This window comes from Halopseudomonas sp. 4NH20-0008 (assembly GCF_057548395.1).
In genome coordinates, this window is sequence record NZ_BAAJMD010000002.1 from 95,987 (window position 1) to 114,300 (window position 18,314).

19 protein-coding genes are annotated in these 18,314 nt (G+C 58.8%); 14 read left to right on the forward strand and 5 right to left on the reverse strand.

Going from position 1 to position 18,314, the window contains the following annotated elements:
• Window positions 1-62: 62 nt before the first annotated feature.
• The 14 genes from AC27HQ_RS02620 (at window position 63) to AC27HQ_RS02685 (ending at window position 13,316) form a co-directional block, all read left to right on the forward strand.
• Window positions 63-995 (forward strand): sodium-dependent bicarbonate transport family permease, encoded by a 933-nt coding sequence (locus AC27HQ_RS02620; protein ID WP_487154311.1) that lies wholly within the window; start codon window positions 63-65, stop codon window positions 993-995.
• 10 nt (window positions 996-1,005) lie between these two features.
• A complete protein-coding gene (locus tag AC27HQ_RS02625) occupies window positions 1,006-1,308 on the forward strand; it encodes a P-II family nitrogen regulator (RefSeq protein ID WP_487154313.1) in 303 nt (100 codons plus the stop codon).
• Window positions 1,309-1,614: 306 nt separating this feature from the next.
• Entirely contained in the window at window positions 1,615-2,106 is a 492-nt protein-coding gene (gene purE, locus AC27HQ_RS02630; protein ID WP_487154315.1) for a 5-(carboxyamino)imidazole ribonucleotide mutase, read from the forward strand.
• Between the two features lie 10 nt (window positions 2,107-2,116).
• The gene (locus AC27HQ_RS02635) at window positions 2,117-3,208 is read left to right on the forward strand and encodes a 5-(carboxyamino)imidazole ribonucleotide synthase (RefSeq protein ID WP_487154316.1); all 1,092 of its coding nucleotides are present in this window, start codon (window positions 2,117-2,119) and stop codon (window positions 3,206-3,208) included.
• A gap of 113 nt (window positions 3,209-3,321) precedes the next feature.
• Window positions 3,322-3,846 (forward strand): DUF3299 domain-containing protein, encoded by a 525-nt coding sequence (locus AC27HQ_RS02640; protein ID WP_487154318.1) that lies wholly within the window; start codon window positions 3,322-3,324, stop codon window positions 3,844-3,846.
• A 139-nt stretch (window positions 3,847-3,985) separates the two neighbouring features.
• Window positions 3,986-4,918 (forward strand): alpha/beta hydrolase, encoded by a 933-nt coding sequence (locus tag AC27HQ_RS02645; protein ID WP_487154320.1) that lies wholly within the window; start codon window positions 3,986-3,988, stop codon window positions 4,916-4,918.
• Window positions 4,919-4,922: 4 nt separating this feature from the next.
• Window positions 4,923-5,630 (forward strand): tRNA (N6-threonylcarbamoyladenosine(37)-N6)-methyltransferase TrmO, encoded by a 708-nt coding sequence (tsaA, locus tag AC27HQ_RS02650; protein WP_487154321.1) that lies wholly within the window; start codon window positions 4,923-4,925, stop codon window positions 5,628-5,630.
• Window positions 5,631-5,809: 179 nt separating this feature from the next.
• Window positions 5,810-7,156 carry a cytochrome C gene (locus AC27HQ_RS02655; RefSeq protein ID WP_487154322.1) on the forward strand — a complete coding sequence of 449 codons (1,347 nt, stop codon included), beginning with the start codon at window positions 5,810-5,812 and terminating at the stop codon, window positions 7,154-7,156.
• Window positions 7,157-7,160: 4 nt separating this feature from the next.
• Window positions 7,161-7,652, forward strand: a complete 492-nt coding sequence (locus AC27HQ_RS02660; protein WP_487154324.1) for a sorbitol dehydrogenase — start codon at window positions 7,161-7,163, stop codon at window positions 7,650-7,652.
• Entirely contained in the window at window positions 7,649-9,865 is a 2,217-nt protein-coding gene (locus AC27HQ_RS02665; protein WP_487154325.1) for a GMC family oxidoreductase, read from the forward strand. The genes AC27HQ_RS02660 and AC27HQ_RS02665 overlap by 4 nt, the downstream gene beginning before the upstream one ends.
• Window positions 9,866-9,916: 51 nt before the next feature.
• Entirely contained in the window at window positions 9,917-11,548 is a 1,632-nt protein-coding gene (locus AC27HQ_RS02670; RefSeq protein WP_487154327.1) for a GGDEF domain-containing protein, read from the forward strand.
• The gene (locus AC27HQ_RS02675) at window positions 11,545-11,895 is read left to right on the forward strand and encodes a DUF3301 domain-containing protein (RefSeq protein ID WP_487154328.1); all 351 of its coding nucleotides are present in this window, start codon (window positions 11,545-11,547) and stop codon (window positions 11,893-11,895) included. The genes AC27HQ_RS02670 and AC27HQ_RS02675 overlap by 4 nt, the downstream gene beginning before the upstream one ends.
• 50 nt (window positions 11,896-11,945) lie before the next feature.
• Complete coding sequence (locus AC27HQ_RS02680) at window positions 11,946-12,917, forward strand: CobW family GTP-binding protein (RefSeq protein ID WP_487154330.1); 972 nt, start codon at window positions 11,946-11,948, stop codon at window positions 12,915-12,917.
• Window positions 12,918-12,941: 24 nt separating this feature from the next.
• A complete protein-coding gene (locus tag AC27HQ_RS02685; RefSeq protein WP_487154332.1) occupies window positions 12,942-13,316 on the forward strand; it encodes an NADH:ubiquinone oxidoreductase in 375 nt (124 codons plus the stop codon).
• Here AC27HQ_RS02685 and AC27HQ_RS02690 read toward each other — a convergent pair whose 3' ends face one another.
• The 5 genes from AC27HQ_RS02690 to atpD form a co-directional block, all read right to left on the reverse strand.
• Window positions 13,317-13,778 (reverse strand): DUF192 domain-containing protein, encoded by a 462-nt coding sequence (locus AC27HQ_RS02690; protein WP_487154333.1) that lies wholly within the window; start codon window positions 13,776-13,778, stop codon window positions 13,317-13,319.
• On the reverse strand, window positions 13,778-14,650 hold the full coding sequence (locus tag AC27HQ_RS02695; RefSeq protein ID WP_487154335.1) for a flagellar brake protein: 873 nt from the start codon (window positions 14,648-14,650) through the stop codon (window positions 13,778-13,780). Before AC27HQ_RS02695 ends, AC27HQ_RS02690 begins: the two co-directional genes overlap by 1 nt.
• A gap of 140 nt (window positions 14,651-14,790) precedes the next feature.
• Window positions 14,791-16,155: a bifunctional UDP-N-acetylglucosamine diphosphorylase/glucosamine-1-phosphate N-acetyltransferase GlmU gene (glmU, locus tag AC27HQ_RS02700; RefSeq protein WP_487154337.1), complete on the reverse strand. Its 1,365-nt coding sequence runs from the start codon at window positions 16,153-16,155 to the stop codon at window positions 14,791-14,793.
• A 276-nt stretch (window positions 16,156-16,431) separates the two neighbouring features.
• Window positions 16,432-16,875, reverse strand: a complete 444-nt coding sequence (locus AC27HQ_RS02705) for a F0F1 ATP synthase subunit epsilon (protein ID WP_487154338.1) — start codon at window positions 16,873-16,875, stop codon at window positions 16,432-16,434.
• 42 nt (window positions 16,876-16,917) lie between these two features.
• A complete protein-coding gene (atpD, locus tag AC27HQ_RS02710; protein WP_487154340.1) occupies window positions 16,918-18,294 on the reverse strand; it encodes a F0F1 ATP synthase subunit beta in 1,377 nt (458 codons plus the stop codon).
• Window positions 18,295-18,314 lie beyond the last annotated feature (20 nt).

Here is an 18,314-nt window from a genome sequence, read left to right on the forward strand (position 1 = left end):
TGACACTGGGTTGCTTACAGCTTGAGGCTTTCAGCTTGAGGCTGCTTTCCCGGAGGGAAAGCATGGGTCTGGATCCTGTTGTACTGTTTTTTGTATTCGGCCTGATTGCCGGGCTGCTAAAGAGCGAACTGAAACTGCCGCCAGCGCTATACGAGACGCTGTCGATCGTCCTCTTGCTGGCCATCGGCTTGCATGGCGGCGTTGAGCTGGCAGCGCAGGCCAGTACGGCGCTGCTGGGACAAACACTGCTGGTGCTGGCGATGGGTATTGCGCTACCACTGATGGCCTTTCCGCTGTTGCGCGCACTGCGCTTCCGACGGGTAGACGCTGCCAGTATTGCGGCGCACTACGGCTCGGTCAGCGCGGGTACCTTTGCGGTCGTCATCGCCTATCTACTGGCCCGTGATATCGTTTTTGAAAGTTATATGCCGCTGTTTGTCGCGGTGCTCGAGGTACCCGCCATCATCGTCGGCATCCTGCTGGCCAAGGGTGTACGCCGCGATACCGACTGGAAAGCCCTCAGCCATGAGGTATTCCTGGGCAAGAGCATCATGCTGCTGCTCGGCGGCCTGATTATCGGCCTGCTGGCGGGCAAGGAGGCCATTGCGCCGCTGGAACCGTTGTATACCAGCATGTTCAAGCCGGTACTGGCCTTCTTTCTATTGGAAATGGGTCTGATCGCGTCGCGGCACCTGGGCAGCCTGCGCACCACCGGCATGCGTCTGATCGCCTTCGCGCTTATCTTCCCGCTGATCGGCGCGCTGACCGGCGCCCTGCTCGGTCACACCATGGGACTGTCGGTAGGCGGTATCACGGTATTGGCCACCCTTGGCGCCAGCGGCTCCTATATCGCCGTGCCTGCGGCCATGCGTCTGGCGCTACCGGAGGCCAACCCGGCGCTATCCTTGACCGCCTCGCTGGGCATTACCTTCCCGTTCAATATACTGGTGGGTATACCCTTGTACCTGTCTTTCGCTGAATGGCTGGCCGCCTGAGGAGCCCAACATGACCCACCCAATACGAACCTTGCTGACGCTGATCTGTGAAGCGGCTCTGGAGAACCGACTAGTCAAGGATCTGGAGCAGCTCGGCGCGCCCGGTTGGACCCTGTCCGACGCACGGGGTAGCGGCACCCGCGGTATTCGCAGCGCCGGTTGGGACAACGACGGCAATATCCGCGTGGAAATCATTTGCAGCAACGACCTGGCCGAGCGTATTGCCCGACACTTCCAGGAACGCTACTACGACAATTATGCAATGGTCTGTTATCTGAGTCAGGTCGAGGTGTTGCGGGCGGAGAAGTTCTAAGCGGCAAGCGGCAAGCGGCAAGCGGCAAGCGGCAAGCGGCAAGCGGCAAGCGGCATCAGTCTGGGGCTGGAGCAGTCGCTGTCAACACAGAATTGTTGCTTTAACGCAGTAAATCAGGGCTAGCAGGTGCTGCTTCCAGCTTTAAGCCTTCAGCCTCAAGCCAATACGTGCCAAATACGGCTCCCTCCTCAACCACAGCTATCGCGGTGTAGCTTGTAGCTTGTAGCTTGTAGCTTGTAGCTTCATAATGTCCGGCTTTTCCTTTCAGTCCGCTTCAGGCGGGCTATTTGAGCGAGGCAGCGAACGATGACCGCATTGGTTGGCGTGATCATGGGCTCCAAGTCGGATTGGTCCACTCTTAGCCACACGGCTGACATGCTCGAACAGCTGGGCATTCCCCATGAGGTCAAGGTCGTGTCCGCCCACCGGACCCCGGACCTGCTGTTCCAGTACGCGGCTGAAGCCGCTGGCCGCGGTATCGAAGTGATCATCGCTGGTGCGGGTGGCGCCGCGCATCTGCCGGGCATGTGTGCCGCCAAGACCCATTTGCCGGTACTCGGCGTGCCGGTGCAATCCTCGATGCTGTCAGGCGTCGATTCGCTGCTGTCGATCGTACAGATGCCTGCGGGTGTGCCGGTTGCTACCCTGGCCATCGGCAAAGCCGGCGCCATCAATGCCGCGCTGCTCTCGGCCAGTATTCTTGGCGGTAAGCACCCGCAGTTCCATACCGCGCTTGAAGCCTTCCGTAAGCAGCAGACCGAGACCGTGCTGGATAATCCCGATCCGCGCCAAGCCTGAGGAAAATAGCATGAAGATCGGTGTCATCGGTGGTGGACAACTCGGACGCATGCTGGCCTTGGCTGGCACCCCGCTAGGCCAGCATTTTGCCTTTCTCGACCCGGCACCGGACGCCTGTGCCCAAGCCCTGGGTGAACATATCCGCGCCGATTACAGTGATCGCGATCACCTGCGCCAATTGGCAGACGAAGCCGACGTGGTGACCTTCGAGTTTGAAAGCGTACCCGCCGATACAGTGGCCTTCCTGTCACAGTTCGTACCGGTGTTTCCCAACGCCGAGTCACTGCGTATAGCCCGTGATCGCTGGTTTGAAAAGTCGATGTTTCAGGATCTTGGCATCCCCACCCCGGAATTTGCCGATATTCAGTCCCAGGACAACCTCGAAGCAGCCGTCAAGCGTATCGGCCTGCCTGCGGTGATGAAGACCCGTACCCTGGGCTACGACGGCAAGGGCCAGAAGGTCCTGCGGCACCCCGAGGATGTGCATGAGGCCTTTGCCGAACTGGGCAGCGTGCCCTGCATTCTCGAAGGCTTTGTACCCTTCACTGGCGAGGTGTCGCTGATTGCAGTACGCGCCCGCGATGGTGAAACCCGCTTCTATCCGCTGGTGCACAACACACACGTGAATGGCGTGCTGAGTCTGTCCGTTGCCAGCACCGATCATCCGCTGCAGGCGCTGGCCGAGGACTATGTCAGCCGGGTGCTGGACAAGCTCGATTACGTCGGCGTGCTGGCCTTCGAGTTTTTTGAGGTAGATGGCGGTCTGAAAGCCAATGAAATTGCGCCACGGGTACACAACTCCGGGCACTGGACCATTGAAGGCGCCGAGTGCAGCCAGTTTGAAAACCACCTGCGTGCGATTGCCGGCCTGCCGCTGGGCTCAACTGCCAAGGTTGGCGAAAGCGCGATGCTGAACTTTATTGGCGAAGTACCGCCTGTGGAGCGGATCACTGCCATAGCGGATTGTCACCTGCACCACTACGGTAAAGCCTTCAAGGTCGGGCGCAAGGTAGGCCATGTTACCCTGCGCTGTACTGATGCACAGAGTCTGGCCGCGCGTATCAATGAGGTGCAGCAGTTGCTGACCGCAGTCGGGCATTGATCTGCCAGACCCACTGCTGTCCAAGCTGGCGATTTGACCAAGTACCCGCAATGGAAACTTCAACACGCTCGATTGTCAGATCAGATACTTGCCGCCGACCAATGGATACCTCAATGCGCCTGCTTATGGCTCTTCTGTTATGCCTGCCACTGCTGGCCCAGGCTGAATTGCGGGTTCTTGATTGGCTTGAACTCTTGCCCGACGACGATCTGCAAGCCCTGATCGACATGCCCGAGATTGGTCATGACTGGGGCGAAGAGACGCCTGGCGATTTTACCCAAAGCCTGCGTCAACGCGACAAGTCGCTGCCTGAGGTCATGTACTCGACCCGGGTTGTTGCCGCGATGGATGGTCTGAATGCTCGGCTGGCTGGCTTCCCTGTGCCGCTGGAAAGCAACGAGCAGGGCCTGTACACCCAGTTTTTTCTGGTGCCCTACGGCGGCGCCTGCATTCATGTGCCACCACCGCCACCGAACCAGATCGTGCTGGTCGACTACCCCACAGGCTTTGCCATCACCGACCTGTACCAGCCGATCTGGATCGAAGGTACCCTGAAGGTGAATCAGACCAGCAATGAGCTGGCCGACGCCAGTTACAGCCTGAGTGCCGGTCGCGTCTGGATCTACGACGGCGAGTGATGTCAGCCTGACATACATCTTTTCTAATAATTTCCCAACCCGGTAGACAGGCCCATCCCCCTTCCGGGTGGCGTTTCCAGCATACGCTTGGGGTATGCTGTGCGCTGTTTTGCACCTGTTTTGACAACCTGGAGTTCAGATGGAATCGCTGATTGGTCTTATTGGTCTGGTGGTGCTGGTGGTGTTTTCACTGCGCCGCTTCCTGTTGCGCAAGGAATCGCCGCAACAGCAGGCCCAACCCTTCTCGGGTGAGTTATATCAGGTCGGACAGACCTGCATCGCCCGACGTCATGCCAGTAACCCTACCCGTACCGTCGTGGTCATGCCTGGGTTCATGGAAAACTTTCTGTACTTTACCGAGTTCTATGCCGACCCCTCGATCGAGCTGATCATGCTGACCAGTGCCGATTATCATATTCCGGTCGAACATCCCCGCTTCACCCGCGCCGCCTGGATAAAAACGCCCAAGGCCCGACCCGGCACCATCGCGCATGACGCCGAGGCGCTTAATCAGGCTCTCAGCAACCTGGTCAGCACCCAATCGGTGCGCGTGCATGGCCACTCGCGCGGCGGCGCCGTGACCCTTGAGGCCGCGCGCCAGCAACCAGCCTTGTTTGAGCATGTCGAAGTCATACTTGAGGCGCCGCTGCTGCCGCAGGCCAAGCCCTATGCCCCTTTGCCCGGCATAGTGCGCTGGTTGCTGCCCTTTCTGCTGCCGCTCTGGCAGTCCAGCCCGATCAACGAGCGTAACCGTGCAATCTGGGGGCCGCTGGACAACCCGCGCAAACGCGAGTTGATCATGGGCTTTCCCTTCAACCCGAAAACCTGTGCCGTCATGCTCGCCAATATGCACGACATGAAACAGTGGATGGAGCAGACCGGTACTGACATCTATCGCTTCGTCAAATATGGCGCCGTGCTGGTACCCGACAAGGACAGGGTGTTGCAATTCCAGGCCATGCTGTCCAGCGCACAACAGGCGGAAAATCTGCAGGTTATAGAAATTGCCGGCGGCAGCCACTTCGTGATTACCGACCACCCCGAGTCGATTCCCCCTTTGCAGGCCGTCTGAAGCCATGCCCCCGGGATCAAGCAAGGTAACCTTTGAAACCCTGGGGGTGGTGCATTCCTGTTTTACTGAAAAGTTCGCCATCCCGCGCCAACCCAGTCTGGCCCCGGCGGCACGCGGCTGGATCGAGCTCTATCCGCCCTATGACCAGCCCCAGGCGGTTGAAGGCCTGCAGGGGGTATCCCATCTCTGGTTGCTGTTTGTCTTCCATGCTGCCAGCAGTGGCCCGGAGCACCTGCGCGTACGCCCGCCACGCTTGGGTGGCAACCAGCGCATCGGTGTGTTTGCCAGTCGCTCGACGCACAGACCCAATCCGATCGGCCAGTCGGTGGTCAAGCTGGATGCCGTTGAAACCGGACGCCTGCTGATTTCCGGTATCGATCTGCTCGATGGCACCCCGATTCTCGATATCAAACCTTATGTCCCCTACGCCGATAGCCTGCCAAACGCTCATAACGCCCTGGCCGAGAGCGCACCAGCGCTGCTGCCGGTAAGCTGGACAGACACGGCCCTGCAACAGGCCCAGGCTCAGGCCCTGCGTCTTCAGCAACCGGTGGTTGCGCTGATTGAACAATGCCTGGCCCAGGACCCCAAGCCGGCTTATCAGCAACCCGAGCCTGAACGGGAATACGGCGTGCGCTTGTGGGATATCAACGTGCGCTGGCACTACCCCGACCCGGCTCGGATTTGCGTCCTGAGCGTTCTGCCGGTCTGATCGACTGGATCTAGAGCGCCCGCAACAGACAGTGCCAGCATTGACAGTCCACAGACCTCGACTACCCTCATCATTGGGTGCCAGGGATCTGTGCCGTCGGAAGTGAGTCAGGATCGATTCACGCCATTAGTCCATAGTGGATACAGTCTCCCCGGCTCCCTGTGCCGAGGAGAATAATAATGCACAGCAGATACCTACGCCTGATGGGTAGCCTGGGTGCGCTATTGCCCGTGATAGCCACAGCAGACGCATTACCCGCTCTGTCACCCCAGATACCCCACGATGTCACCGTCACCAGCCCCGTCACCCTGGAGAGCCTGCAGGCCGACTTTGACCTGTTGTCCTGGCAAACCTTTGTTGCCCTGAACTGGCCGGTGCTACCCGATGGTCAGCCTGACACCAGTCAGACCATAGGCCAGCAGGATGCGGCCACGGTCTGGGAAAGCTGGAAGGAGAGTTACCAGATCTTCTTGCCTCAGGGACAGACCCCTGCCGCCTGGGACAGCCCCGTGAGCCTGCCCGCGGCGTGCGAGAATCTCGGTGAGGGCCGGTTGATCCAGCAAATGGGCAAGGTCCCGGATGTACTGGATGAATTTATCCAGCCCTTTGAAACCGGGCCACTGGTCGACCAGAACGGGGTTTATACCCGCAACGACATTGTGGTCAACCGCAGCATGTTCGACAGCATCGTCAACAACGGGCTGTACAGCCAGCAGGGGCAGCAGCAGTTCCTGGCCAACAGCAACAACCGGATAGCCTTCGAGTGCGGCAATAACCAGGGGCCGGTTGGCGCCATCATGGTCAAATCGGCCTGGAAAGTGCTGGGCAACGGTGATGATCCGAGTGACTTTCACAGCGTCAAGGCACTGGTCTATACCCCGGCCAATGATGATCCGGACAAGGGCCCGATTCTGCCGGCCTCCTGCTCACTCCAGCCCATGGGCCTGGTCGGCCTGCACATAGTGCACAAGACCGAGAATGCCCCGCAGTGGGTCTGGTCTACCTTCGAGCATGTACGCAACGTGCCGGAACAGACCACCCCAGCGGATCAGCGCAAGGGACCTTTCCTGTTCTATGACGCCAATGCCACCGATCGCCCGGTAAACGAACCGCCACCCCGGCCCTGGAACCCCGAGCAGAGGGCTACGCCTTCGCAGATCGTCCGTGAAATTCCGCTGACGGCCGCCACCCACCAGCTCAACCAGTCCTTTCAGGCCAGCCTGCAAGCGGTCAATCCGAACTCGGTATGGGCCAACTATCAATTGATCAGTACCCAGTGGCCGACCGACCCGGCCGCCGACTGTATCAGCCCCTCACCAACCAATCCGCTGGGTACACCCGCACCCAATTTTCTCGCCAACACGACGCTGGAGACCTATATCCAGGGCAGCGTACCCCAGGCCTCGTCCAGCTGTATGGAATGCCATAACAATGCCACCACCAAGGTTACCGAGTCGCCGCGCACCAGCTTTGCCGACTTTACCTTTCTGCTGGAACGTGCCCAATCCACCGGTGCCAAGGAGTGACGCCATGACGGATTCAAACCAACAGGATTTCAATGCCATGTCCTCCGCCCTGACCGGCATCCCGGAGGACAAACTAGCCCCGGAAATCGACCCCATCGGCTTGCCCCCGGTATTTTTGCAGGTGTGCGAAACCGGCATGGGCAGCGCCGCCTTCAACGCCTTGCTGTCCCAGTATCGCGGTGCCAAGGCCGCCGGTCAGACCCCGGATCAGATTGCCGCCAGCCTGCTGGCTGACACCAGCAGTCAAACCGCGCAGGGCGCACGCTCCCTGATGAAACTCTGGCTGCTGGGCGTCTGGTACCAACCCTACGACCTCAATGGTGTAGCCCAGGGCAGCCAACGGGTAGTCTCGGATCAGGCCTACAAGGAAAGCTGGGCCTGGCGGATAGCCCAGGCCCATCCCATGGGTTACAGCCAACTGCACTTCGGTTACTGGGCCAGCGAACCGCCGCCATTGTCGGCCTTTGTCGGCATACAGGGAGGTAAACCATCATGAGCACCCATCAGGCAGATGTGATCATCGTCGGGGCCGGACTGGCCGGCAGTATTGCCGCCTACCAACTGGGCCTGGCCAATCTCAAGGTGCTGGTACTGGAAGCGGGTCCGGCGATTCCGCCAAACCGTACCCAATTCATGGAAACCTTCTACACCAGCACCCTGAAAACCCCGGAGTCGCCCTACCCACCACAGCATGACGCCCTTGATCCGGCCCAACAGAACGCGCCCCGGGCGACCATTGCCGATCTGATCAATGGCTGGCAGAACCCGCAAACCAGCTATCTGGTGCAAAAGGGGCCGCTGGCCTTCACCAGCACCTATGAGCGGCTTGGCGGTGGCACCATGTGGCACTGGATGGGCACCGCCCTGCGCCTGCTGCCCAACGATTTCAGGATCAACACGCTCTATGGCGTGGGCATGGACTGGCCGATTGGCTACGACGACCTGATGCCCTATTACGAGCTGGCCGAGGGCGAAATCGGTGTCTCCGCCAATGTCGCCGATCAAAGCTATCTGGGGGTGCATTTCCGTCCGGGCTACCAGTATCCGATGCATGCCATTCCTGCCTCGATGATCGACCAGGCCTTCAGCGCCGGGGTTGACGGTCATCAGTTCGATAATCTGCCCCTGCAGGTAACGCCGACGCCGGCTGGACGCAACTCGCAGTCGGACAATGGTCGACGCGTCTGCGCCGGCAATACCAACTGCACGCCGATCTGTCCGATTCAGGCCAAGTACGACGCCACGGTGACCATGAACCGGGCGCTGGATACCGGCAATGTCACCATCCTCTATCAGACGGTAGCCAGTCGCGTGCTGGTGGGTGATGACAAGCAGGTCAGCGGTATCGAGTTTATCCAGTACGACACCGCCAATGGGCCGCCCACAGGCCAAGGTGTGGCCATAGGTCAGCGCTACATGCTGGCCGCGCACGCCATTGAAACGCCCAAACTGCTGCTCAACTCGGCAAACCCCAGCTGGCCCAAGGGGGTCGCCAACAGCAGTGGTCAGGTCGGTTGCAGCCTGGCCGATCACCCGGTCTATCTGGCCTGGGGCATGATGCCCGAGGGCAAGGCGGTGTACCCCTTTCGAGGTCCGATTGCCACTTCCGGTATCGAAAGCCTGCGCGACGGTCCTTTCCGTAACCAGCGAGCGCCCTGGCGCGTCGAAATTGGCAATGCCGGCTGGAACTGGCCCGCGGGTGACCCCTACACCACAGTCTGCGATCTGATCGACGGCACCAATAATGCCGGTGCCAATCCCCTTCCTTCAGAGCCCGGACCCAGTCTGGCTCTATCCGGTAGCGCCCTGGTGCAGCGCCTCAACAGCTTGCTGACCCGACAATTCCGGATCGGCTTTCTGGTCGAACAGGTCGAGGAAAATCCGGATAAGCCGCTGTGCTATATCGTGCCGTCCAAGGACTACACCGACCATCTGGGTATCCCGCGTCCCGAAATACACTATGATTTCTCGCCCTATACCCGCGCCGGTTTCAAAGCCGCCCGACAGGCGGCCAGTTACATGATCCGCGAGCTACTGGGTGCCGATGAGGTAACCAATATGCAGCCGGACCCTGCCAGCAGTCCCGGCATTTTCACCGACGGCAATGAAACCTTCAGCTTCAGTGGTGCCGGGCATGTCATGGGCACCTATCGCATGGGGTCTGACCCGAGCAATTCGGTGGTCAATCAGGACCAGCGCAGCTGGGATCACAGCAACCTGTACCTGGTGGGCGATGGCGTCTTCCCCAGTACCGGAACGGCCAACCCGTCACTGACCATTGCGGCCTTGACCTTTCGCGCCGCTGACAGCCTGGCGACTGATCTGCTTGGCAGGACGGTGACGGTACAAGCCAACCAGGCCTGGCAAGGCACTGGCGTACAAGTGGACGGCAAGACCCGCCGAGTCAGTCTGTACCAGAGCGGCAGCTGGACTGCCAATCCGGCCAACGGCATGGTTGATGCCGATGGCCATGCCGGATTGCCAGCCAAGGCCGGGTATACGCTGCCGGGTGCCAATGAAGGCGCCTTGATTGGTCGTATTGGCAGCAGCGGTCCCGCCTTTCTGCTGGGCAATCAGGGTCAGCTGCCGCGCGGCCAGAGCGGTGAACTGCAACTCTGTATCAATGACGATCTGACGGGTGAGTATGGTGCCGGTTTGACCGACAACCAGGGCAGTCTGCAGATCCAGATCGGCTTCGGTTCGCTCTGAGGACAAGGAGGCCCGGGCAACTCAGCCGGGCCTCTGGATCAGCGTTCAACAATGCTCGGCAGGCAAGAACTCAGCCGCTATACTCGGGTTGAATTTCTTACCGGGTCGCCCCTTCCCTTCATGCACGCACTGTATTTTTCACCCATGTTGCTGGGCCTGTGCCTGCTGGTCGCCGTGGCCATTGCCGCCAGCGCCCTTTGGCGAATGTCGCGTCCCTACGCTGGCCCCGGCTTCTGGATGGCGGGCAGTTGGTCGCTGATCGGCGGCATTCTGCTGTTTATCGGCTTTATGGCCACCGGCAGTCCTACCCTCAATGTCCTCGGCAATGCCGGACAACTGGCCGGTGAAGCCCTGTTTCTATTGGGTATCTTTCGCTTCATGGGCAAGCCCCTGCCCTGGTGGACTGTACCTGTCAGCGTCGGGCTGATGGTCAGCTTCAATATTCATTATTGGCTGTTTGCCGGTAATTCGGATTTCCTGATGGGGGTGTATTCGACTATCGCCGGACTGTTGCCGGTCCAGGCGATCTGGTTGCTACTTCGCGAAAAATCCGACCCGGCCACCCGCCCAGCACGCCTGCTGGTGGGTATCAGTTTGCTGATCTACTCTGCAGTGACTCTTTTACGGGGCACGCTGGGCTATCTCAATTGGTGGCAGGACCAGCCCTATATCAGCCCGCATGAATCCTTCAGTTACCTGCTGCCCTATAACTTCGCCATTCCGGCATTGGTCATGGGCTTTGTCGGCGTCACCCTGATGACCATGCAGCGGATACTGGCCAACAGTCAACAGCACGCCGAGCAGGCCAGGTTGGGTTCTCTGCGCTTTGAGCGTTTGCTCGGGGTCAGCAGCTCTGGCGTGGCGTTGCTGCAGAATAATCGGATTCAGGATGTCAATCAGCGCATGGAATACCTCAGTGGCCTGCCACGCCGGCAGTTGATCGGCCAGCCCGTTGGCGTGCTCTTTGTTGAACCGGCACAGCAACAGCTTGAAGCCTACCTGAGTACGGGCACCGCGGGGCAATGTGACATTGACGCCCTGCACGCCGATGGCAGCAGTTACCCCGCCGAACTCAGCCTGTCACCCTTGACCGGCGAGAAGCAGGACATGATCCTGGAGTTGCGTGACGTCAGTCATCGCAAAGCGCTGGAGCATCAGCTACAGCTGCTGGCAACCCAGGATTCATTGACCGGCGCACTCAATCGCCGTGCCTTCAACGAGCAGGCAGAAACCGAAATCCTGCGTACTGCTCGCCATCAGAATCCCTTGTGTCTGGCTGTGCTGGATCTCGATCATTTCAAGCGGATCAACGATGCGTTCGGCCACTTGTGCGGTGATGAGTCCCTGCGGCAGTTTTCGACCCTATGTCGTCGACAGATTCGGCGCTATGACCTGTTTGCCCGCTTTGGCGGCGAGGAGTTTACCCTGTTGCTGCCGGAAACGACCGCTGAAACGGCTCGCTTGCTGCTTGAGCGCATTCGACAGGAGCTGGCCAGTCTGCCGATGCAGCATGAACAGAGTCACTTCAACATGACTGTCAGTGCCGGTATAGCCGTCTGGCAGCCTGGCGACACGCTGGAGACACTGTTCCGGCGCGCCGACCAGGCGCTATATCGTGCCAAGTCAGAGGGGCGCAACCGGGTTCAACTGTGGAGCGCCGCTATAGAGGACCGCCAAGTATGAATCTGTCCCTTGGTCATGTAGCACTCGTGATGTTGGCGGCCCTGTTGGCCTACTGGATCTGGCGCAGCATGGGTCTGCGCGACCGTGCCCTGATCCTGGTCAGGCAGCACTGCAACAAAGCCGATGTGCAACTGCTGGATGAGAGTGTTGTGCTGAGCAAACTGCGGCTTGGACGCAATGCCGCCGGCCAGATCAATCTGGTTCGCCATTATGCCTTCGAATTTACTGTCACCGGTGAGCGTCGCTACCCCGGGCATATCGAGTTGCATGGACAGCGCCTTATGCATGTAGAGCTGGCACCGCACCCCTTTCCGGGCAGCATCAACCCGGATCAGCCCCTGCTCTGAGCCACCTGCGATGGTTCCACGTGAAACCCTCTGGAGTATTGGATAAGCTGATGCTCAGCAACATACCTACCTATCTGATCGCCGGCCCACTGGGTGCCGGTAAGACAACGTTGATACGCCAGTTACTTGAACAGCGGCCGGTTGATGAACAATGGGCGGTATTGATCAATGAATTTGGTCAGGTTGGTCTTGATACTGCGCTACTGGAGGATCAAGCCAGACAGGTTCAGTTGGCTGAAATCCCCGGGGGCTGTCTGTGTTGCGTCAATGGCTTGCCCTTTCAGGTCGGCCTGGGTCGGTTGCTGCGCCGTGCCAAACCGGATCGGCTGTTTATCGAGGCCTCAGGTCTAGGACACCCCCTGAGTTTGCTGAAACAGTTGAGCCAACCGCCTTGGCTCGGCGTCCTGCAATTGCAAGGCTTGATCATGGTGCTCGATGTACCTGCTCTGATACGTGGCGAGCCTTTGGCTGACGCACAGGAACAAGCCCTGCAAAGCGCCGCGTTGATTGTCATGAACATGTCTGCGACCTTGAATGAGACTATTCGCAAGCAGTTGGTCATGCGTTTTGCTGCTATTCCTCAACATTGGACGGATCAAGGTCAGCTCAAGCTGACCGAGCTACCCGTTGCACCCGCTGTGCCCTCGTCGTTATCCGCTTCCGACTTGCCCACAGAACAACTGGCACCGCTCCCGCAACCCTTATGGCGCACTGTTGCTGATCTGCTGTGTTATGAGCACAGCATGGATGGCTTTTTCAGCATAGGCTGGCGTGGCCATCCCGCACAATGCTATGGCCAAACGGCCTTGCAGGCCTGGTTGACCGGTAACCCTTGGCAGCGCGCCAAGGGCATCCTGCACACAGATCAGGGTTGGTTAGCCTTCAATGCCGTCAAAGGTGAGCCCTTGAGCTGGCAGCCCAGCGACTGGCGTAAGGACAACCGTATAGAGCTGATTGACTCACAGGCCTTTGACCGCAACAGGCTTGAGCGCGGCTTGCGGGACGCACAGATAAAGGATTAAGGTAAGCCTTTTTCGAAGACGACCATGTTCAAAATACCCTCCCTGCTCAGCGCTCTTTGCCTCTGCACCCTCAGTCTCTGCTCAGGTCAGCTGTTCGCTGCGGCCTGCCTGATTGAATCCGATGACGACCAACTGCCTATTCGCATGTGCCAGCAGAACATCAGCATTCCGGACAGTCTGTTTACCGACAATTTCTGCCAGCCAAACATTCCCGAGCGCACCTTCGAGGTCAGCTTTGTCGATCAGTGCCCGGCTGGCGCATACGGTATCTGCCATGGTGCTCAGGCTGAGGGTGTGGCCTACCAACAGGCTATTCACTATTACAGCGACCCCGATGACGCGCCCTTTCTCAAGGCCTATTGCGAGCAGTTCAGCTCCGGCAGTTGGGAAACACCCTGATCACAGTCGCGGCTGGGCGAAGTCCATAGCGACACCCAGATCCAGTTGCTGTCCTACCTCCAGATTCAGGCGTTGTACCGAGCCAGCTGCCAATTCCAGGACAAAGCGCAGCGCGCGATCTGCCTGATAAACGTCACAGGGCATGGCCTCGCAGGGCGGCACGTTGGCGAAAATGTGAGTAATCCTTGCCTGCCCATCCAGATACACCAGATCCAGGGCAATCACCATGTTGCGCATCCAGATCGCCGGCCGAGTACCGGGCGGAAAATCAAACAGCATGCCTTCGTCTTCTGCCAGCTTGGTCCGGCCCATCAAGCCCTGACGTCGACTCTCCGGATCCGCCACACGCTCCAGCAGCATGCGCTCACCTGCCAGTTCAACGACCAGCTTGTGCTGTTCCGCAGTAGCATGGCCGCCCAGCAGAATCAGACTCAGACCCAGTACAGAAAGCAGTTGCCGCATCAGAGATTATCCTTGAGCAAGTTCTGGTAGACCATGTTGGTCAGGTACAGTCTGTCCTGTTCATTCAAATCCACAAACTCGACGCCCGTTGCCACCTGCGCCGGTGCGGGTTCTTCCTTGCTGACGGCACGCACCTTGGCGCTGATGGTCAGGTACACATCAAGCCCGGAGGGGTTGATGCGAAACGCCAGCTTGAGATCCTCGCCCTTGTCCCCGAGCGGTCTGGCTGATAGCAGTCTGGCCCCACCGCAACTGAGATCGACAATCTTTGCTGCTTGCTGGCCTGTCGAGCTGGTCACGGCCGTGACCAGCTCGACACTGACCCGGGAAGAGCCCCGTATGCGCATGGACTGAACGCTTTGCGGGTAAGCCAGATGCAAATAGGGGAAGGGTGACAGATTGGACTTCAATACACGGGTCTTGTAGGCCACCGCATCCTTGCCAACGAAGCCACGGACCAGAAACTGCTGACCTTCCTTGATAAACACCAGCCGACCCTGTGATAGCGGTGCGCTGACGATCAGGCTGATCGGCGCATGATAGCCGATCATGCGTACCTGATAACGCTCGGTGTTACCGGTGCTCAAGGTTTGCAGCTGAACCAGATCACCCGGAGATAGCTTGATCTGTGCCAGGCTGGATATCTGTATTTCTGCTTGCTGGCCGTTACCTGCGACATCGAGTTTTTCATCGTTCTCACGGCTTTCCGGTGCAGCCCGGAACAGACCCATTTTCATCAACTGGACCAGCAACGGTTTGCTGTCGATGACCTGTGCCTGCTCAAGTAGCACATTGCCCTCGGCATCCGTGATATCCCACGGAAGTGCAGAGCCTAGCGGAATATCCTCTTCATTCAGGGGGATCAGGGGCACAATGTTCTCCGAAACTGCAGCAGGTTGTTCGATCAATCAGACTTACAGGTTAGTCTGTCCAGCCGTGCCATCCAAGTTGCACACTGCAGGATATTCAGCAGTAATCTACCCTTGTTCTTTGCCAAAACGCGACTGTGAGATTATTGTTTTTTTTCTGGTCGCTTCCAGCCTTCAATTACCCGCTGCTTCACCCGGCTGATGGCCAGGGCGTTATCCGGCACATCCTGGGTGATGGTCGAGCCCGCTCCGGTTACCGCCCCGGCACCGACCCTGACCGGCGCTACCAGTGCGGTATTCGAGCCAATAAAGGCACCGGCACCGATCTGCGTAACAAACTTGTTCACGCCATCGTAGTTGCAGGTGATGGTTCCAGCGCCGATATTGGCACCCTCGCCGACCTCTGCGTCACCCACGTAGGATAGATGGTTGATCTTGGCGCCGGCGCCGATTTCCGCTTTCTTGGTTTCAACAAAGTTGCCGATTTTTGCGCCGCGCTGCAGCAGCGTACCCGGCCGCAGACGGGCATAGGGGCCGACATCACACTGTGGGCCGACTTCGGCACCATCGATATGACTGAAAGCCTTGATCACGCTGCCGGCGGCAATATGGCTGTTGCGTATTACACAGTTGGGCTCAATCACCACACCGTCTTCGAGCCGCACCCGACCTTCAAAGACCACGTTCACATCGATGAAAATATCCTGTCCTGCCTGCAGTTCACCGCGGATATCCACGCGCATGGGATCGGCCAGGCTTACCCCTTCTGCCATCAGACGCTGGGTCTGGCGCTGTTGATAGGCCCGCTCCAGCGTAGCCAGCTGTTGCCTGTTGTTGGCGCCCATGACCTCCTGCTCATCCTGCGGCTGGCAAACCTGCACGCCCACACCCTGGGCCACCGCCAGTGCAACCACGTCAGTCAGATAGTACTCGCCCTGGGCATTGCTGTTAGACAGACTGTTGAGCCAGTGCGCCGCCTGTTGCCCCGGCAACGCCATGATGCCGGTATTGCCCTCGCGGATCAGTAGCTGCGCGGCATTCGCGTCTTTCTGCTCGACGATCGCCAGTACCTGATTGTCTGCTCCCCGGACAATACGTCCATAGCCCGTCGGGTCCTGCATCTCTACCGTCAGCATGCCCAGACAGGCATTACCTGCCTTGTCACTCAGGGCCTTGAGGGTTTCCACCCGCAACAGAGGTACATCGCCGTACAGCACCAGAATCTGCTCGGCATCCTGAATGTGCGGCAAGGCCTGTGCCACCGCGTGACCGGTCCCCAGTTGCTCGGACTGCAGCACCCAGTTGATATCCGGCGCTGCCAGCCGTTCGCGGACCAATTCGGCACCGTGGCCGATCACCACGTGGATACGTTGCGGCGACAAGGCCCGTGCACAATCAATCACATGTCCCAACATCGCCTTCCCGGCAACCGGATGCAGGACCTTGGGCAGTGCTGAACGCATACGGGTACCTTGACCGGCGGCGAGAATCACGACGTGCAGGTTCATCAATTGACCTTTGAGTGCAATGGGTGTGGGAGGGATGATAGCAAAGCTGCAAGCTGCAAGCTGCAAGCTGCAAGCTGCAAGCTGCAAGCTGCAAGCTGCAAGCTGCAAGCTAAATCATTGTGGCGTTCGGATTTAAAGGGTCAAGCTCTTTTAGTGCAAATATTGAAATCTTTGTCTTTTGCTACGCTTGTGGCTTGTGGCTTGTGGCTTGTGGCTTGTGGCTTGTGGCTTGTGGCTTGTGGCTCAAAAAAAAGGCAGCCTAGGCTGCCTTTTTTATTAGCGATTGTTGATCGCCGGTCCACCGTATTTCTTGCGCAGTTCCTGCACGGTCCGCAGCTGGGCTGCAGCTTCGGCGAGGCGAGCAGAGGCTGAGCCGTAATCGAACTCGGCACCCTTCTCGCTCAAGGCCTTTTCAGCGGCCTTCTTCGCTTCTTCGGCAGCAGCTTCGTCAATGTCACCGGCACGGATAGCCGTGTCGGCAAGCACCTTGACCATGCTCGGCTGAACTTCCAGGAAGCCGCCGGAGATGTAGAACACCTCTTCGCTGCCATCCTGCTTGATCACCCGAACCGGACCTGGCTTGAGATCGGTCAGCAGTGGTGTGTGACCGGGCAGAATACCCAGATCACCCATGTTGCCATGGGCCACGACCATCTCAACCAGGCCTGTGAACAGCTCTTCTTCGGCGCTAACGATATCGCAGTGCACTGTCATAGCCATGTTATTGCCTCGGTTCTGCGCCCGCTTGCGCGGGCGCGCGCATTACATTTTCTTGGCTTTCTCGATGGCTTCATCGATGGTGCCGACCATGTAGAACGCCTGTTCGGGCATATGGTCAAACTCGCCATCCAGAATGCCCTTGAAGGCACGGATAGTGTCCTTCAGGGAAACATACTTGCCTGGCGAACCGGTGAAGACTTCGGCCACGAAGAACGGCTGCGACAGGAAGCGCTGGATCTTACGTGCGCGGGCTACCAGTTGCTTGTCTTCTTCGGACAGTTCGTCCATACCCAGAATCGCGATGATGTCCTTCAGCTCCTTGTAGCGCTGCAGAACATACTGAACGCCACGGGCGGTATCGTAGTGCTCCTGACCGATAACCAGCGGATCCAGCTGACGCGAGGTGGAGTCCAGCGGATCTACTGCAGGGTAAATACCCAGGGAAGCGATATCACGGGACAGTACCACGGTCGCATCCAAGTGGGCGAAGGTGGTGGCTGGCGAGGGGTCAGTCAAGTCATCGGCTGGTACGTATACCGCCTGGATCGACGTAATGGAGCCTTGCTTGGTGGAGGTAATACGCTCCTGCAGAACACCCATCTCCTCTGCCAGAGTCGGCTGGTAACCTACCGCTGAAGGCATACGGCCCAGCAGTGCGGATACTTCGGTACCGGCCAGGGTGTAACGGTAGATGTTGTCGATGAACAACAGAACGTCACGACCCTCGTCACGAAACTTCTCGGCCATGGTCAGACCGGTCAGGGCTACGCGCAGACGGTTACCCGGCGGCTCGTTCATCTGACCGTAAACCAGGGCTACCTTGTCCAGTACGTTGGAGTCCTTCATCTCGTGGTAGAAGTCGTTACCTTCACGCGTCCGCTCACCCACACCGGCAAATACGGAATAACCGCTGTGCTCGATGGCGATGTTACGGATCAGCTCCATCATGTTTACGGTCTTGCCTACACCGGCACCACCGAACAGACCGACTTTACCACCCTTGGCAAACGGGCAGATCAGGTCGATGACCTTGATGCCGGTTTCCAGCAGCTCATTGGAGCCTGCCTGTTCGGCATAGCTCGGCGCTGCACGATGAATACCCCAACGCTCTTCTTCACCGATCGGGCCGGCTTCGTCGATGGGGTTACCCAGTACGTCCATGATCCGGCCCAGGGTCTTGATACCCACGGGAACGGAAATCGCGGCACCTGTGTTGCTGACAGTCAGGCCACGCTTGACGCCTTCGGTAGTACCCATGGCGATGGTACGTACGATGCCATCACCCAATTGCTGCTGGACTTCCAGGGTCAGACCCTTTTCGTCGACGTGCAGCGCGTCATAGACCTTCGGCACGTCTTCGCGGGAAAACTCCACGTCGATGACGGCACCGATGATTTGAACGATACGTCCGCTACTCATGTTTGGTTCCTCTAAGTGGT

Excerpts from the sequence above, each read along its gene's own strand:
- AC27HQ_RS02620 (WP_487154311.1), top strand. The coding sequence starts at position 63 with ATGGGTCTGGATCCTGTTGTACTGTTTTTTGTATTCGGCCTGATTGCC.
- AC27HQ_RS02625 (WP_487154313.1), top strand. The coding sequence starts at position 1,006 with ATGACCCACCCAATACGAACCTTGCTGACGCTGATCTGTGAAGCGGCT.
- purE (WP_487154315.1), top strand. The coding sequence starts at position 1,615 with ATGACCGCATTGGTTGGCGTGATCATGGGCTCCAAGTCGGATTGGTCC.
- AC27HQ_RS02635 (WP_487154316.1), top strand. The coding sequence starts at position 2,117 with ATGAAGATCGGTGTCATCGGTGGTGGACAACTCGGACGCATGCTGGCC.
- AC27HQ_RS02640 (WP_487154318.1), top strand. The coding sequence starts at position 3,322 with ATGCGCCTGCTTATGGCTCTTCTGTTATGCCTGCCACTGCTGGCCCAG.
- AC27HQ_RS02645 (WP_487154320.1), top strand. The coding sequence starts at position 3,986 with ATGGAATCGCTGATTGGTCTTATTGGTCTGGTGGTGCTGGTGGTGTTT.
- tsaA (WP_487154321.1), top strand. The coding sequence starts at position 4,923 with ATGCCCCCGGGATCAAGCAAGGTAACCTTTGAAACCCTGGGGGTGGTG.
- AC27HQ_RS02655 (WP_487154322.1), top strand. The coding sequence starts at position 5,810 with ATGCACAGCAGATACCTACGCCTGATGGGTAGCCTGGGTGCGCTATTG.
- AC27HQ_RS02660 (WP_487154324.1), top strand. The coding sequence starts at position 7,161 with ATGACGGATTCAAACCAACAGGATTTCAATGCCATGTCCTCCGCCCTG.
- AC27HQ_RS02665 (WP_487154325.1), top strand. The coding sequence starts at position 7,649 with ATGAGCACCCATCAGGCAGATGTGATCATCGTCGGGGCCGGACTGGCC.
- AC27HQ_RS02670 (WP_487154327.1), top strand. The coding sequence starts at position 9,917 with ATGCTCGGCAGGCAAGAACTCAGCCGCTATACTCGGGTTGAATTTCTT.
- AC27HQ_RS02675 (WP_487154328.1), top strand. The coding sequence starts at position 11,545 with ATGAATCTGTCCCTTGGTCATGTAGCACTCGTGATGTTGGCGGCCCTG.
- AC27HQ_RS02680 (WP_487154330.1), top strand. The coding sequence starts at position 11,946 with ATGCTCAGCAACATACCTACCTATCTGATCGCCGGCCCACTGGGTGCC.
- AC27HQ_RS02685 (WP_487154332.1), top strand. The coding sequence starts at position 12,942 with ATGTTCAAAATACCCTCCCTGCTCAGCGCTCTTTGCCTCTGCACCCTC.
- AC27HQ_RS02690 (WP_487154333.1), bottom strand. The coding sequence starts at position 13,778 with ATGCGGCAACTGCTTTCTGTACTGGGTCTGAGTCTGATTCTGCTGGGC.
- glmU (WP_487154337.1), bottom strand. The coding sequence starts at position 16,155 with ATGAACCTGCACGTCGTGATTCTCGCCGCCGGTCAAGGTACCCGTATG.
- AC27HQ_RS02705 (WP_487154338.1), bottom strand. The coding sequence starts at position 16,875 with ATGGCTATGACAGTGCACTGCGATATCGTTAGCGCCGAAGAAGAGCTG.
- atpD (WP_487154340.1), bottom strand. The coding sequence starts at position 18,294 with ATGAGTAGCGGACGTATCGTTCAAATCATCGGTGCCGTCATCGACGTG.